At 63.5% G+C, this 14,599-nt stretch carries 17 protein-coding genes; 9 read left to right on the top strand and 8 right to left on the bottom strand.

Annotated features, from left to right (window positions below):
- Positions 1–30 precede the first annotated feature (30 nt).
- From sucD to mdh, 5 genes are read right to left on the bottom strand one after another with little or no spacing between them, the layout of a single operon-like run.
- On the bottom strand, positions 31–936 hold the full coding sequence (sucD, locus tag NKJ88_RS18405) for a succinate--CoA ligase subunit alpha (protein ID WP_023824356.1): 906 nt from the start codon (positions 934–936) through the stop codon (positions 31–33).
- A 12-nt stretch (positions 937–948) separates the two neighbouring features.
- The gene (locus NKJ88_RS18400) at positions 949–1,446 is read right to left on the bottom strand and encodes a DUF1579 family protein (RefSeq protein WP_023752711.1); all 498 of its coding nucleotides are present in this window, start codon (positions 1,444–1,446) and stop codon (positions 949–951) included.
- Positions 1,447–1,448: 2 nt separating this feature from the next.
- Complete coding sequence (locus NKJ88_RS18395) at positions 1,449–1,820, bottom strand: cupin domain-containing protein (RefSeq protein ID WP_023824357.1); 372 nt, start codon at positions 1,818–1,820, stop codon at positions 1,449–1,451.
- A 6-nt stretch (positions 1,821–1,826) separates the two neighbouring features.
- Complete coding sequence (gene sucC, locus NKJ88_RS18390) at positions 1,827–3,020, bottom strand: ADP-forming succinate--CoA ligase subunit beta (RefSeq protein ID WP_023745421.1); 1,194 nt, start codon at positions 3,018–3,020, stop codon at positions 1,827–1,829.
- Between the two features lie 33 nt (positions 3,021–3,053).
- A complete protein-coding gene (mdh, locus tag NKJ88_RS18385; protein ID WP_023670541.1) occupies positions 3,054–4,022 on the bottom strand; it encodes a malate dehydrogenase in 969 nt (322 codons plus the stop codon).
- A 377-nt stretch (positions 4,023–4,399) separates the two neighbouring features.
- Here mdh and NKJ88_RS18380 point away from each other — a divergent pair, with 377 nt between their 5' ends.
- A complete protein-coding gene (locus tag NKJ88_RS18380; RefSeq protein ID WP_352444976.1) occupies positions 4,400–4,624 on the top strand; it encodes a GNAT family N-acetyltransferase in 225 nt (74 codons plus the stop codon).
- 266 nt (positions 4,625–4,890) lie between these two features.
- Here the strand turns inward: NKJ88_RS18380 and zapE are convergent, their stop codons facing one another.
- Positions 4,891–6,075 carry a cell division protein ZapE gene (zapE, locus tag NKJ88_RS18375; RefSeq protein WP_352444975.1) on the bottom strand — a complete coding sequence of 395 codons (1,185 nt, stop codon included), beginning with the start codon at positions 6,073–6,075 and terminating at the stop codon, positions 4,891–4,893.
- Positions 6,076–6,104: 29 nt separating this feature from the next.
- Positions 6,105–6,644, bottom strand: a complete 540-nt coding sequence (locus tag NKJ88_RS18370) for a protease inhibitor Inh/omp19 family protein (RefSeq protein ID WP_023687689.1) — start codon at positions 6,642–6,644, stop codon at positions 6,105–6,107.
- Between the two features lie 333 nt (positions 6,645–6,977).
- On the opposite strand from NKJ88_RS18370, the gene NKJ88_RS18365 reads away from it, so the two are divergent.
- The 8 genes from NKJ88_RS18365 (at position 6,978) to NKJ88_RS18330 (ending at position 14,196) form a co-directional block, all read left to right on the top strand.
- The gene (locus NKJ88_RS18365; protein ID WP_352444974.1) at positions 6,978–7,640 is read left to right on the top strand and encodes a hypothetical protein; all 663 of its coding nucleotides are present in this window, start codon (positions 6,978–6,980) and stop codon (positions 7,638–7,640) included.
- A 94-nt stretch (positions 7,641–7,734) separates the two neighbouring features.
- Positions 7,735–7,896, top strand: coding sequence for a DUF1328 family protein (locus NKJ88_RS18360; protein WP_023683859.1), 162 nt, complete (start codon positions 7,735–7,737; stop codon positions 7,894–7,896).
- A gap of 73 nt (positions 7,897–7,969) precedes the next feature.
- Positions 7,970–8,854, top strand: coding sequence for a diaminopimelate epimerase (gene dapF, locus NKJ88_RS18355; protein WP_352444973.1), 885 nt, complete (start codon positions 7,970–7,972; stop codon positions 8,852–8,854).
- Positions 8,854–10,173: a tRNA (N(6)-L-threonylcarbamoyladenosine(37)-C(2))-methylthiotransferase MtaB gene (mtaB, locus tag NKJ88_RS18350; protein ID WP_352444972.1), complete on the top strand. Its 1,320-nt coding sequence runs from the start codon at positions 8,854–8,856 to the stop codon at positions 10,171–10,173. Before dapF ends, mtaB begins: the two co-directional genes overlap by 1 nt.
- Positions 10,174–10,185: 12 nt before the next feature.
- Positions 10,186–12,177, top strand: a complete 1,992-nt coding sequence (gene ftsY, locus NKJ88_RS18345; protein WP_352444970.1) for a signal recognition particle-docking protein FtsY — start codon at positions 10,186–10,188, stop codon at positions 12,175–12,177.
- 61 nt (positions 12,178–12,238) lie between these two features.
- Complete coding sequence (locus NKJ88_RS18340) at positions 12,239–12,910, top strand: septation protein A (RefSeq protein WP_023687683.1); 672 nt, start codon at positions 12,239–12,241, stop codon at positions 12,908–12,910.
- A 60-nt stretch (positions 12,911–12,970) separates the two neighbouring features.
- The gene (locus NKJ88_RS18335) at positions 12,971–13,591 is read left to right on the top strand and encodes a pyridoxamine 5'-phosphate oxidase family protein (RefSeq protein WP_352444968.1); all 621 of its coding nucleotides are present in this window, start codon (positions 12,971–12,973) and stop codon (positions 13,589–13,591) included.
- Positions 13,592–13,650: 59 nt separating this feature from the next.
- Positions 13,651–14,196, top strand: coding sequence for an NADPH-dependent FMN reductase (locus tag NKJ88_RS18330; RefSeq protein ID WP_352444966.1), 546 nt, complete (start codon positions 13,651–13,653; stop codon positions 14,194–14,196).
- An 84-nt stretch (positions 14,197–14,280) separates the two neighbouring features.
- Here NKJ88_RS18330 and NKJ88_RS18325 read toward each other — a convergent pair whose 3' ends face one another.
- Positions 14,281–14,487, bottom strand: a complete 207-nt coding sequence (locus tag NKJ88_RS18325; protein ID WP_023683852.1) for a tautomerase family protein — start codon at positions 14,485–14,487, stop codon at positions 14,281–14,283.
- Between the last annotated feature and the right edge of the window lie 112 nt (positions 14,488–14,599).

Raw genomic sequence — 14,599 nt, 5'->3', positions numbered from 1 at the left:
TTTCCCTATTCGCTATTCACTACTCGCTACTCACTTGGCCTTGATCGCCTCGACCAGCGTCGTGCCCAGACGCGCCGGCGATGACGATACTTTAATGCCGGCCGATTCCATCGCCGCGATCTTGTCTTCCGCGCCGCCCTTGCCGCCGGATATGACCGCGCCCGCATGGCCCATGGTGCGACCGGCCGGCGCGGTGCGCCCGGCGATGAAGCCGGCCATCGGTTTCCTGCGGCCGCGCTTGGCCTCGTCCTTGAGGAACTGCGCGGCGTCTTCCTCGGCCGAACCGCCGATCTCGCCGATCATGATGATCGACTTGGTCTCGTCGTCGGCGAGGAACATTTCGAGCATGTCGATGAACTCGGTGCCTTTGACGGGGTCGCCGCCGATACCGACGGCGGTGGTCTGGCCGAGGCCGACATTGGTGGTCTGGAACACTGCCTCATAGGTAAGCGTTCCCGAGCGCGAAACAACGCCGACCGAGCCCTTGCGGAAGATGTTGCCGGGCATGATACCGATCTTGCATTCGTCGGGGGTGAGCACGCCGGGGCAGTTCGGGCCGATCAGCCGCGAGGTCGAGCGGTCGAGCCGCGCCTTGACCCTAACCATGTCCATCACCGGAATGCCTTCGGTGATGCAGACGATCAGCGGGATCTCGGCTTCGATGGCTTCGAGGATGGCTTCGGCGGCGCCCGCCGGCGGCACATAGACCACCGAGGCATTGGCGCCGGTCTTTTCCTTGCCCTCGGCAACGGAACCGAAGATCGGCAGGTTTTCGCCCTTGGCGCCGGTCCAGGTCTCGCCACCCTTCTTGGGATGGATGCCGCCGACCATCCTGGTGCCGTGATAGGCCAAGGCCTGCTCGGTGTGGAACGTGCCGGTCTTGCCGGTCAGGCCCTGAACCAGCACCTTGGTGTTCTTGTCGATGAGAATGGACATCGGAGCCCTTTTCTAAAAACCGTTGATCGAGGAAGGCGAAACGCGCCGGTAGACGCCGCTCACCATGTCTTGCCAGCTGTCGCTGCCGGCAGGTTTGAAATGCAGTCGCATCCGGTAGGCATCGGGAGTGTCGAAAATATACGTCACGCGCGCTGAGCCGCGCGGCGATGACCGCTCCAGAATCAGTTCTGCGCCGTTCCATGCACCTGTGGCCGGCGAGGCCGGCATAAAACCCATGGAATCGAACTGATGCATGGTGACGAGGCTGTTTGGCTGGTCGAAGCCGAACACTGAGTGCGACCCGAACGAGACCGTGCCGTCGCGGCGCTGGCGATAGCGCTGCACCACGAACAGGCCGCCGAACTGCGCCTCCGCCAGCACCTCCGACGTCGCCGTGCCGCCATCGGCCCATTGCGTTTCCGCCACCTCTTCCTCGCCGCGCCACGCGCCGACCAGCGCCTGCAGGCGCTGGTGATCGGCCGAGAGCGAGGAAAAGGAAGCCGCGTTCATGGTCAGAGCCGCTTCAGGTCGGTGACGGTGAGGTCGCTCTTGGCATTGCCGGTGTTGAGCGTCGTTGCCGGCTCGAACATCAGCACCACGGGCTCGGCGGTCAGCGACCGCGGCCGGTGCTCGACACCCCTTGGCACGACGATGAAGTCGCCCTCGCCGAGCTCGACCGGACCGTCGCGAAAATCGATGGCGATGCGTCCGCGCAGCACGAGAAAGGCCTCGTCCTCATGCTCATGTGCATGCCAGTCGAAGGTCTCGCCGAACTTGGCGACCTTCGCCTGGCTGTCATTGACGTCGCCGGCGATATGCGGATCGAAGACCTTGGTGATCGTTCGATCCGCCGCCTCGACCAGGTTTATCTTGCTCGGAGGCATTCGCCTTCAGCCCTTCACCGCCGCCACGATCTTCTTGGCTGCGTCGTCGAGATCGTCGGCCGACACGACGTTGAGGCCGCTGTCGTTGATGATCTTCTTGCCGAGTTCGGCGTTTGTGCCTTCGAGGCGCACCACCAACGGCACTTCCAGGCCGACTTCCTTGACCGCGGCAATCACGCCCTCGGCGATGATGTCGCACTTCATGATGCCGCCGAAGATGTTGATCAAAATGCCTTTGACCGCCGGATCCCGGGTGATGATCTTGAACGCCGCCGTCACCTTCTCCTTCGACGCGCCACCGCCGACATCGAGGAAGTTGGCGGGTTCGGCGCCGTAGAGCTTGATGATGTCCATCGTCGCCATGGCAAGGCCGGCGCCGTTGACCATGCAGCCGATATTGCCGTCGAGCGCGACATAGGCGAGGTCGTATTTCGACGCCTCGATCTCCTTCTCGTCCTCTTCGGTGGTGTCGCGCAATTCCATCAGTTCGGGGTGGCGAAACAGCGCGTTGTTGTCGAACGACACCTTGGCGTCCAGCACGCGCAGGCGGCCGTTTTTCATCACGATCAGCGGGTTGACCTCGAGCAGGCTCATGTCCTTCTCGACAAAGGCCTTGTAGAGGATCGGGAACAGCGTGCCGGCATCCTTGGCGGCATCGCCGTTTAGTCCCAGCGCTTCCACCAATATGTCGACGTCGATGGTCGTCACGCCGGCCAGCGGATCGATGGCGCGGGTGATGATCTTGTCCGGTGTGTCGTGGGCGACGCCTTCAATGTCCATGCCGCCCTCGGTCGAGACGACGAAAGCGATGCGGCCGACCGAGCGGTCGACCAGGATCGACAGATAAAGCTCGCGCTCGATGTCGGCGCCGTCCTCGATATAAAGACGGTTGACCTGCTTGCCGGCGGGGCCGGTCTGCTTGGTCACCAGCGTGTGGCCGAGCATCTCATTGGCGTTGGCAACGACTTCGGCAACCGACTTAGCCAGCCGCACGCCGCCCTTTGCGTCGGGCGACAGTTCCTTGAACTTCCCCTTGCCGCGGCCACCGGCGTGGATCTGGCTCTTCACCACATAGAGCGGGCCGGGCAGCGCTTGTGCCGCGGCTTCCGCCTCGCTTGCCTTGAACACCGGCACGCCTTCGGCCACCGGCGCACCAAACGACTTCAGCAGCGCCTTGCCTTGATATTCATGGATGTTCATCTGGATGGTCTCCGGATCGGCTGCTTTGGGGGATTACTTCGAGGCGAGGTGCGGGGCGATCTTGACGCAAGCCTCGGTCAGGCCCTGCACTGTCGCCACCGAAGCGTCGAACATCTTCTGCTCGGCCTTGTTGAGGTCGATCTCGATGATGCGCTCGACGCCGCCGGCGCCGATCACAACGGGAACGCCGACATAGGTGCCCTTGACGCCATACTGGCCCGAGAGATGCGCCGCGCAAGGCAGCACGCGCTTCTTGTCCTTGAGGTAGGATTCGGCCATCGAGATCGCCGAGGCGGCTGGCGCGTAGAAGGCCGAGCCGGTCTTGAGCAGACCGACGATCTCGGCGCCGCCGTCGCGGGTGCGCTGGACGATCTGGTCGAGCTTTTCCTTCGAGGTCCAGCCCATCTTGATGAGATCGGGCAACGGAATGCCTGACACAGTGGAGTAGCGGATCATCGGCACCATGGAATCGCCGTGGCCGCCGAGCACGAAGGCGGTAACGTCCTCGACCGAGACCTTGAATTCCTCGGCGAGGAAATAGCGGAAGCGCGCGCTGTCGAGCACGCCGGCCATGCCGACGACATGGGTCTTGGGCAGGCCGGAAAACTTCTGCAGCGCCCAGACCATGGCGTCGAGCGGGTTGGTGATGCAGATGACGAAGGCCTTGGGTGCATATTTCTTCAGCCCGGCGCCGACCTGTTCCATGACCTTGAGGTTGATGCCCAGCAGATCGTCGCGGCTCATGCCTGGCTTGCGCGGCACGCCCGCGGTGACGATGCAAACGTCGGCGCCCTCGATGCCGGCATAATCATTGACGCCGGTCAGCCGGGAATCAAAACCGTCGACCGGCGACGACTGCGCGATATCGAGCCCCTTGCCTTGCGGAATGCCCTCGGCAATATCGAACAGCACCACGTCGCCGAGGTCCTTGAGGCCGATCATGTGAGCGAGCGTGCCGCCGATCATGCCGGAGCCGATGAGCGCTATCTTGTTGCGTGCCATGTGAGGAAATTTTCCCTTTGTCTGTGACGACGCCCAAAATCCCTGGCGATCTGTTGACGGCGTCGAAGAAGAGGCCGGAATGCTATGGTCTCAGCTAGATTTCGCCGCATCCAGTAGCCCCGGTGGAAAATATATTCAATCGATTATTTTCGAGTGAATGATTTCAATCGGTTAGAAACATTGGGACTTACGTAAACGTCAAAGTTTGTAGGCCAGCTTGGGAGATTTTAAACAATGAGCGTGGAAATCAGAAGACTATATCCAGGCGATGACGCCCTTGTGAAGCGCATCGCCGAGGACGTGTTCGACGAGCCGGTCCGGGCAGACAGGCTTGCTGCCTACCTCGCCTCATCATCAGGTCATCTCATGATCGTGGCATGGCCGACGGCGTCGTCGACCAATGCCCCACAATCATCCACCGCCATCCCGACAAGGTCAACGGACTCTACATCGACGAAGTCGGCGTCTCACCCGCCTACCAGCGCCAAGGCATCGCGCGAAAAATGCTCGACGCGATGTTCGCGCTCGGCCGCGAGCAAAGGTTGCGGCGAAGCCTGTGTTGGAACCGAGCCGGACAATGTTCCATCGCGCGGGCTTTATGAAAAACGCAGGGAGGAGCATGGGCAGGCGGAGTCGTTTGTGATGTATGTGTACGAGCTTTAGGCGTCGGCGGGACAGCGCCCCCTCTGCCTTGCCAGGCATCTCCCCCACGAGGGGGGAGATCGGACGTCACGCGACCTTTCGCCAATCTCCAATGGCCGCAGGAATGAGCGGAGCGCCGAAACCGCCAATCTCCCCCCGTGTGGGGGAGATGTCCGGCAGGACAGAGGGGCGCGAAGGATCACTACATAATGACCACTTGGAACCCTCAGACCTGCGCTTCCGCGTTGTCCTTCTGCCGTTCCGCCCAGTCCTCCAGCCAGTCGCGGCTTTGCATCTCGATCAGCCGCGAGGCGGTGCGTTCGAATTCGAACACCTCGACGCCGCGCCTGGCCGTGTAAAGCTCAGGCGGGGGAGCCTCAGCGCTCACCACCAGCCGCGTGTGATGATCGTAGAGCGTGTCGATCAACAGGATGAAGCGCTTGGCCTCGTTGCGCTTGCCTTCGCCCAGCACCGGCACGTGATCGATGAAGACGGTCGAGAAGCGGCCGGCAATGGCCAGGAAATCGCGTGCGCCGAGCGGCTTTTCGCAGAGGTCGGCGAAGGAAAACCGCGCCGCATTGCCGGCAGCAGCCGGTATTCTCACCTGCCGCCCCTTGAGCGTCAGCGAGGTCTCGGCCGTCGGCGCTCCACGCGTCATCGCCTGCCAGGCCTCGTCGAGCACACGGTCGGCTTCGGCATCCGCCGGGGTGACATAAACCGGCGTGCGGGCGAGCTTTTCCAGCCTGTAGTCCTTGTCGGCATCGAGCGTCAGCACATGGGCGTGGCGCTCGAGAATGCTGATGAAGGGCAGGAAGAGCTGGCGGTTCAGCCCGTCGCGATAAAGGTCCTGCGGCGCGACATTCGAGGTGGCGACCAGAACCATGCCATTGGCGAACAGCGCCGAAAACAGCCGCGACAGGACCATCGCATCGGCAATGTCGGTGACCGAAAACTCATCGAAGCACAGCACCCAGGCCTGTTCGGCAAGCTGAAGCGCGACCGGCGGGATCGGGTCGTCCTCCTTGACGTCGCCGTTCTTGCGCGCCTGCCGGTGCTTCTGGATGCGGTCCTGCACATCGGCCATGAAGTCGTTGAAATGAACGCGGCGCTTGCGCCTGACCGGCAACAGCTCGAAGAACATATCCATCAGCATGGTCTTGCCGCGACCGACGCCGCCATGGATGTAGAGGCCCTTGACGGCCTCGCGCGTCTCGCGCTTGCGGGCAAACAGCCAACCGAGCGCGCTCGACTTGTGCGCCAGCCGCTTGACCGAGATCTCGTCGGTCAGCCGGTCGAGCGCGGCGGCGATGCGCTCCTGCGCAGGATCGCGCTCGATGGCGCCGGTTGCGACCAGATGGTCGTAGCGCTGCCTGACGGTCGCATGGGTCTGGAGGCCGTCACGCAGATGCATCGGTCACGTCGCTGTCAGGGATAGGCAGCCTATCTTGTAAGCGATATCGGCAAGCCGTTGGTAGTCTGGCCGTCGAATTTCGAACCGCCCGAGGAATAGAGCCGCGCCAGCGTGCCGCCATTCTCGTCATAGAGCGTCAGCTGCTTGCCGGCGACGTTCCACGATTTGATGCCGTCGATGGGCGGCGGGCAATGCAGCGGCCCGGCGCGGAAGCCGGCGCCGAATTTGGTCTGCGGCGTCGCCACCTTGCAGCTCTGTCCGGACACGCTGGCGTTCCAAACGCCGGCAACGCTCGCAGCGGTAAGGTCGGAGGCTCCGGCCGGCGCCGATCCGTCCGGCGGCAGCGAGGCGACCTGCGCGCCTGCCGGCGCGGTCGGGAATTGCGATGGGTCGGTGGTGCCCGGCGCTGCCGGGGGCGGCAGTTGGCTTCCGCTCACCGTGCCGGCGGGCGCGGGCTGCAGCGGGGCGGGCTGCTGGTCATCCATCGATGAAAAACGCGAGGTCGAACAGCCGCTCGCAACGAGCGCTGCCAGCGATACGGCCATCAGCCCGCTTCTCGAAAAAATCATTCCAACCTCCGTCGGATCCGGCTGGGGGGAAGCCGTCCGCACAATCTCACCCCTCACCAAGATGGAGAAGGTGGCGAAATTTCAACCCGATATGGTTAAAATAGGGTTTGCACCACGAATTGTTGTAAATTTGTCGCAAAAGGGATGGCGGACGAAAGGCATGTCTTCGCTCTAGCGCGGTTCCAACCGGTACATCGGTTGCGAAAGCGGCACCGGAGCCCGGGGCAGGTCGGCGCATCGGCGGTCGAGCGCAAATGCCGGCGCAAAACTGACTGAAGCGCTTGAGGCGCAAGGCCTGGGTGAGCGGTTTCGCGCCTTCCGTCCGGGCGAGCTTTGGGACGTTCCCGAGATCGAGCGCGGCTGAAGTCTGCATTTGGCCGTTTACGGCACTGCCATTTTAGCCGATGGTCTATCGCAACAGAGGGAACAGATGAAATCAATCTTGGCAGTTTGATCGCGCTGGTAATTTCGACGCCGGCCGCTTTCGCGGGTGAAATCACCGATCGCGCCGCTGAAGCCGAAAAGGCACTGCAGGCGGGTGATGGTGCCGGCGCGCTGGACAAATTCCGCAGCGCCGAGGACGCTCTGTGGCAAGCGATGCCGCTTGGCGTGCAAAATGTGAAGCACATCATGTCGGCCAGCGGGTTCGGGGCCTACGCCGAGCGCCCGAACCATGTCTACAAGCCGGGCGAAGAGATTGTGCTTTATATGGAGCCGGTCGGTTACGGCTACGGCTCGGATGGGCTCGGCAACAACCAGATCGCGCTTTACGTTGACCTTACCGTGCTTTCCCAGTCGGGCGAGAAGCTGGGAACCGTCGAAAAGCTTGGCCGGGTCCAGCTCGCCTCGCGCTCGCATAACCGAGAGATGTTCTTCAAATTAAACGTCTCCCTGGATGGCGTTCCCCCCGGCAAATACCGAGCGGATTTCCTCATGCATGATGAGAACTCGCAAAAGACGGCGCCTTTCGCGACCGACTTCGAGATTGCCGAATAGCGCGCCCAGTCGGAGAGAGCCTCGCGGCAAGAGGGAACCAGAGCGCGGCAGATGCGTTCTTAAGCCGCTGCAGTCAATTTGCGAGGCATTGTCCATGATCAAATGGATCATCATTCTTCTGATCGTTGCTGCCGCCGCCAGCCTGCTCGGCATGCCGGCGCTGGCCGGGGCCGCCGCCACCGGCGCGCGCGTGCTGATCGGCATCGTTCTCGTCATCTTCCTGCTGATCGTGCTCGGCGTTTTCGCGGTAACCTAGACGCAGCCCACACTGGTAATTCCCGCCCGTTTCCGCCATATAGCGGCGAAACGTACAGGAATTACCTCAGATCATGGCAGGCACTGCCCCCTTCGCCAAGATGAACGGCATCGGTAACGAAATCATCGTCGCCGACATGCGTGGCCGTGCCGATAGGGTCACGGCGGCGTCGGCTGTCGCGCTGAACGCCGATGCGGCGACCAGGTTCGACCAGATCATGGCGATCCACGATTCGCGCACGCCGGGCACCGCCTTTTACATCGACATCTTGAATTCCGACGGCTCGGGCGCGCAGGCCTGCGGCAACGGCATGCGCTGTGTCGTCCAGGCGCTGGCCGCCGAAACGGGCCAGAAGACTTTCACCTTCGAGACCCGCGCCGGCATCCTCAACGCCGTCGAACATGCCGACGGCACCATCTCGGTCGACATGGGCACGCCGCGCTTCGGCTGGCAGGACATTCCGCTGGCCGAGGAATTCCGCGACACCCGCATGATCGAGTTGCAGATCGGCCCCATCGACGCGCCGGTGCTGCATTCGCCTTCGGCTCTTTCGATGGGCAACCCGCACGCCATCTTCTGGGTCGACAACGATGTCTGGTCCTATAAACTCGAGCGTTTCGGCCCGCTGCTCGAAAACCATCCGGTCTTCCCCGAGCGCGCCAACATCACCATCGCACAGGTAACGTCGCCGGAGACGATGATCATCCGCACCTGGGAGCGCGGCGCCGGCCTGACCAAGGCTTGCGGCTCGGCCGCTTGCGCTTCCGTCGTCGCCGCTGCCCGCACCCGGCGCACCGGCCGCAGCGTCACGCTGATGACGCCCGGCGGCGGCTCGCTGCATGTGGAATGGCGCGACGACGACCACGTCATCCTGACCGGCGCCGCTGAATGGGAATTTTCCGGCAGTTTCGATCCGTCGACCGGCACCTGGGCCCGCGACACCGAAAGCGCGGCCTGATGTCTGCACTTGCCGATACCAAGGGCCTCAACTCCCAAGGCATAGACGTCGTCACCTTCGGCTGCCGTCTCAACACCTATGAATCCGAGGTGATGCGGCGCGAGGCCGAAAGTGCCGGCCTCGGCGCGCTCAAAGGCGGGGCTATCATCTTCAACACCTGCGCCGTCACTTCGGAAGCGGTGCGCCAGGCCAGGCAGTCGATCCGCAAAGCCCGCCGCGAAAACCCGGCGGCGCGCATCATCGTCACCGGCTGCGCCGCGCAGACCGAACCGCAGAATTTTGCCGCCATGGACGAGGTCGACCTCGTGCTCGGCAATGAGGAGAAGCTGAAGGCGAACTCCTACCGCGCGCTGCCGGATTTCGGCGTCAACAACACCGAGAAGGCACGCGTCAACGACATTTTCTCGGTGCGCGAGACCGCCGGCCACATGGTCGACGCCATTGAGGGCCGGGCACGTGCTTTCGTCCAGGTGCAGAACGGCTGCGACCATCGCTGCACCTTCTGCATCATCCCCTATGGCCGCGGCAACTCACATTCGGTGCCGATGGGCGCGGTTGTCGAGCAGGTCAAGCGTCTCGTCGGCAACGGCTACGCCGAGATCGTGCTGACCGGCGTCGACATGACCTCTTTCGGCGCCGACCTGCCGGGCGCGCCGAAGCTGGGAAAGCTGGTGAAGACCATCCTGAAGCAGGTGCCTGATGTGAGGCGGCTGCGGCTGTCCTCCATCGATTCGATCGAGGCCGACGACGATCTGCTGGACGCCATCGCCACCGAGCCCAGGCTGATGCCGCATCTGCATCTGTCGCTGCAATCAGGTGACGACATGATCCTGAAGCGCATGAAGCGCAGGCATTTGCGCGACCAGTCGATCCGCTTCTGCGAGGATGTGCGCAAATTGCGCCCGGCAATCGTCTTCGGCGCCGACATCATCGCCGGCTTCCCGACCGAGACCGAGGAAATGTTTCAGAATTCGATAAAGATCGTCGAGGAATGTGGGCTGACGCACCTGCATGTCTTCCCGTTTTCGCCGCGCGAAGGCACGCCCGCCGCGCGCATGCCGCAGGTCCGCCGCGAATTGGTCAAGCAGCGCGCGGCCCAGCTGCGCGCCGCTGGTGAGGCTGCGTATCGCCGCCATCTGTCGTCGCTTCCCGGAACGCGCCAAACGATCCTTATCGAGCGCGACGGCGTCGGCCGCACCGAAGGGTTCACGCTTGCCGGGCTCGGCACAGGCGCGCCGGGCGAGATCGTCGAGGCAGACATCACCGGCCATGACGGCGTGCGCCTGATAGCGGCCCCGCTCACTGCCCGCGCCGCCTGAGACGATTGAAGCATGGCCGGTTTTTTCAAGAACATATTTTCGTTCGGCAAGAAGGAAGTCGTCGAGGAGCGCATCGACGAAACCGCTCCCCTGCCGCCGATCAAATGGGATGCGCTTGAGGCGCTGAAGCCGGCGGCCGAGCAGATCGTTCCGGAGTTCTTGAAGCGCGAGGAGCCCGAGCCGCCGACGCCCCACCCTCCCCTCGATGGGGAGGGTCGCCACGAAGTGGCGGGGAGGGGTGAGAGCGCCGACGCCGGCGCCACTCACCCCCACCCCCAAGCTTCGCTTGGGACCTCCCCCATCGAGGGGGAGGTAAAGCCTGCGCCGCAGTCGGCGCCAGAAGAACCGAAGCCCAAACCCGCGCCGACCATCCCGCCCGCGCCGGAACCGGTCGTCCCATCCGAGCCGGAACCGTTGCCGGAGCCCGCGCCGGTAGAAGAACCGCAGCCTGAGCCGGAGATACCCGAGCCGCCTGCACCGGAAGAAGTTCCTGCGCCGCCAGCGGTTCCGGAGCCGGCTCCCGAGCCGCAGCCCCAAGAAGTGCCGCCGGCGCCGGCCGAGCCGGAGATCGAACCATCGCGTCCGGAACCGCAGCTGGAGCCCGCTCCCGTCGAAGTGCCGACGCCTGCCGAGACTCCAGCAGAACCGGCCGACCCGATCGAAGTGCCGCAACCGTCCGCGCCTCCCGCACAGCCTACCTCAGAGGTCAGCGCCGCCCCTCATCCGCCTGCCGGCACCTTCTCCCCGTATAGCCACGGGGAGAAGGACGAGGCGCCCCACCCTCCCCTCGATGGGGAGAGTCGACGCGAAGCGGCGGGGTGGGGTGACAGCGCTGACGCCAGCGCAAATCACCCCCACCCCCAAGCTTCGCTTGGGACCTCCCCCATCGAGGGGGAGGTAAAGCGCACTCCGGTCGAAGCCACACCCGCGCCGGTCGAAGTCCGGGCTGTCACGGCGGGGGTTGCGCCCATGCCTGAACCGGGTTTTCCGCCGACACCACAGCCCACACCGTCAGTCGGCAAAGTCACCGTAACCAAAAAGGTCGAGCAGAAAGCCGAGCCGCAAAAGGCGCCCGAACCGGCGCCGCGACGCTCCTGGTTCCAGCGCATGCGCGACGGGCTTGCCCGCTCCTCGAAAGAACTCACCGGCAACATTGCCGGCGTCTTCACCAAGCGAAAGCTCGACGAAGAGACGCTACAGGACCTCGAAGACGTGCTGATCCGCGCCGATCTCGGCATGGAAACAGCCTTGCGCGTCACCGATGCGCTCGCCGCCAGCCGCTACGGCAAGGATGTCTCCGACGCGGATGTCCGCACCATCATGGCGGCCGAGGTGGAGAAGGTGCTGGCCCATGTCGCCATGCCGCTGGAGCTCGACCTTTCGCACAAGCCCCATGTCATTCTGGTGGTCGGCGTCAACGGCACCGGCAAGACCACGACCATCGGCAAGCTCGCCGCCAAACTGACCGATGGTGGCCTGTCGGTGATGCTGGCCGCCGGCGATACCTTTCGCGCTGCAGCCATCGAGCAGCTGAAGATCTGGGGCGAGAGGACGAAGTCGCCGGTCATCGCCTCGAAGATAGGCGCGGATGCCGCCGGCCTCGCCTACGACGCTTTCGAACGCGCCAAGGAGGCCGGCTCCGACGTGCTGATCATCGACACCGCCGGCCGGCTGCAAAACAAGACCGAACTGATGGCGGAGCTGGAAAAGATCGTGCGCGTGCTGGGCAAGCTCGATCCGGAAGCGCCGCATACCGTGCTGCAGACGGTCGACGCCACCACCGGCCAGAATGCGCTCAATCAGGTCGAGATTTTCCGCAATGTCGCCGGCGTCAACGGCCTGGTGATGACCAAGCTGGACGGCACGGCGCGCGGCGGTATTCTGGTCGCGATCGCGGCAAAGCACAAACTGCCGGTCTACTTCATCGGCGTCGGCGAACAGGTCGACGACCTCGAACCATTCTCGGCCGGCGAATTCGCCAGGGCGATCGCCGGCGTAGCGTAACAGGCAATGATCCCGAAGAGCTGACGGCTTTTTGGACAAGATCATGCGTCAGAAGGAAGTCATGAACCCACCCATCCTCGAACGCGACCCGTCCGACCCGCGAAAGAAGAAAGAAAGCGTCAATCCGCTGCTCAAGCTGGTGCTGGAACTCGGGCCGCTGATGGTGTTCTTCTTCGCCAATGCACGCGGCGCCTGGCTGGTGCAGAAATTTCCTGTCCTGGCCGAATTCGGCGGGCCGATCTTCGTCGCCACCGGCCTGTTCATGGCGGCGACGGCGATCGCGCTGATCGCCTCCTGGCTGCTGCTGCGCACCTTGCCGATCATGCCGATGGTCTCGGGCGTCGTCGTCTTCATCTTCGGCGCGCTGACGCTCTATCTGCAGGACGACGTGTTCATCAAGATGAAGCCGACCATCGTCAACACCCTGTTCGGCGGCGTGCTGCTCGGCGGTCTGTATTTCGGCCGATCGCTGCTCGGCTATGTCTTCGATTCGGCCTTTCGCCTCGATGCCGAAGGCTGGCGCAAGCTGACTTTCCGCTGGGGCCTGTTCTTCCTGTTCCTGGCTCTTGCCAATGAAGTGGTGTGGCGGAATTTTTCCACCGACTTCTGGGTTACCTTCAAGGTCTGGGGCATCATGCCGATCACCCTGTTGTTCACCTTCAGCCAGATGCCGCTGATCCTGCACCATTCGATCGAGGATAAGGCCGAGAAGGTGGAAGAAGCCGGCAAGTAGAGCAATTCCAGGAAAAGTGTGAAGCCGTCCGGAATTGCGTCCGAATAAACGGAGACGGCCATGGAATTCGTTACCACGCGCGATGAACTGAGGGCGATCTACAAAACGCCGCGGCCGACCGACGCATCGATGCGCAAGGAGCTCAAGGCGCTTGACGGCCACTGCCGCTCCTTCATCGGCAAGAGCCCTTTCGTGCTGATCGGTTCTTCCGACGGCGCCGGCAATGCCGACGTGACGCCTAAAGGCGACAGGCCCGGCTTCGCCCTTGTCCTTGACGACAAGGCCATCGCCATTCCCGACCGGCCTGGCAACAACCGGCTGGACACGCTGGAGAACATCCTGCTCAATCCTTCGGTCGGGCTGCTTTTTCTCATCCCCGGCATGAACGAGACGCTGCGCATCAATGGCGACGCCCGCATAACCGTCGATGCCGGTTTGCGCGAGCGCCTCACCGTCGACGGCAAGCAACCGCAAAGCGTCGTCGTGGTGAGCGTCAAGGCCGCTTACATGCACTGCGCCAAGGCCTTCATGCGCTCCGAATTGTGGAAGCCGGACAGCTGGCATGACCGCGCGACGTTGCCGACGCTGGGTCAGATGCTGTCCGATCAGATGGCGCATGCCGAAACTGCCGACGATTTCGACCGCTCGCTGGACGAAGCCTACAGCAAGACCCTGTGGTAGATTTCGGGTACGATTCGCCATTGCGGTCCTTTGCCGGTTTTCCCTAGCCCTGTTTCCCCGTGATCGAACTCCTCGCCATCTCCGGCAGCCTGCGCGCCGCCTCGACCAATTCGGCGCTGCTGGCGGCGCTGTCCGCGAACGCGCCTTCGGATTGCCGCGTAACTGTCTATGACGGGCTCGGCCTGCTGCCGATCTTCAACCCGGATGACGAAGGCGAGCGCACACCGGCCGAGGCCATGCGGCTGATCGAGGCCGTCACCGGCGCCGACGGCATCATCGTCTCCTGCCCCGAATATGCCCATGGCGTGCCCGGCGGCATGAAAAACGCGCTCGACTGGCTGGTCTCGCGCGACGCCGCAGTCGGCAAGCCCGCCATGCTGGCCCACGCCTCCGCGCGCTCGCTCTACGCCCGCGCAGCGCTTGCGGAGATCATGCGGACGATGTCGTTTGCGCTTTGTGAGGACGCGGTTCTGGAGATTGCCTTGCTCGGCAAGAAACCGCCGGAGATGGAAGCGATCCTGGGAGAGGACGAGAACCTGCGGGCCATGCGCGAAGCGGTGCAGGTTTTCGCGAGTTTTATACGCGCAGACGTTGCCTCGTCCTAGGGCGGAGCAAGGAGCGAAGCGACGCGGCGCAGACCCTAGGATGACGAACGAAAGGGTGCGGCCGCACCCCAACGTGCCGCTGTGCTACCCCTTCCGCAACGTCTCGACATCGGTCACACCGACATACCAGTCGCGCGCGTTGACCTCTTCGAACACCACCCAGACGTCGTCATTGCTAAGCCCGGTGGCGTCCATGATGGCCGCCGTGACCTTTTTGGCAATGTCGGCCTTCTTGCCAGCGGGATCAGCGGCGATCACTTCCTTGACGATGCGGATGTTGACGAATGGCATGACGTCCTCCCCTTGAATTGTGTCTGATACCGCCGCCGCTGGGCGGCTTCGAAATCCGCTCCGGCGAACCGCTTGGCGGCGGTTCCGGCGGCCGCCGCGCAACAGGCGCCGC

It is taken from the genome of Mesorhizobium sp. M0016, assembly GCF_040324035.1.
Lineage (GTDB): Bacteria > Pseudomonadota > Alphaproteobacteria > Rhizobiales > Rhizobiaceae > Mesorhizobium.
The sequence above is the reverse complement of the archived record's forward strand: the minus strand, read 5'-3'. Positions and strand labels throughout refer to the sequence as shown.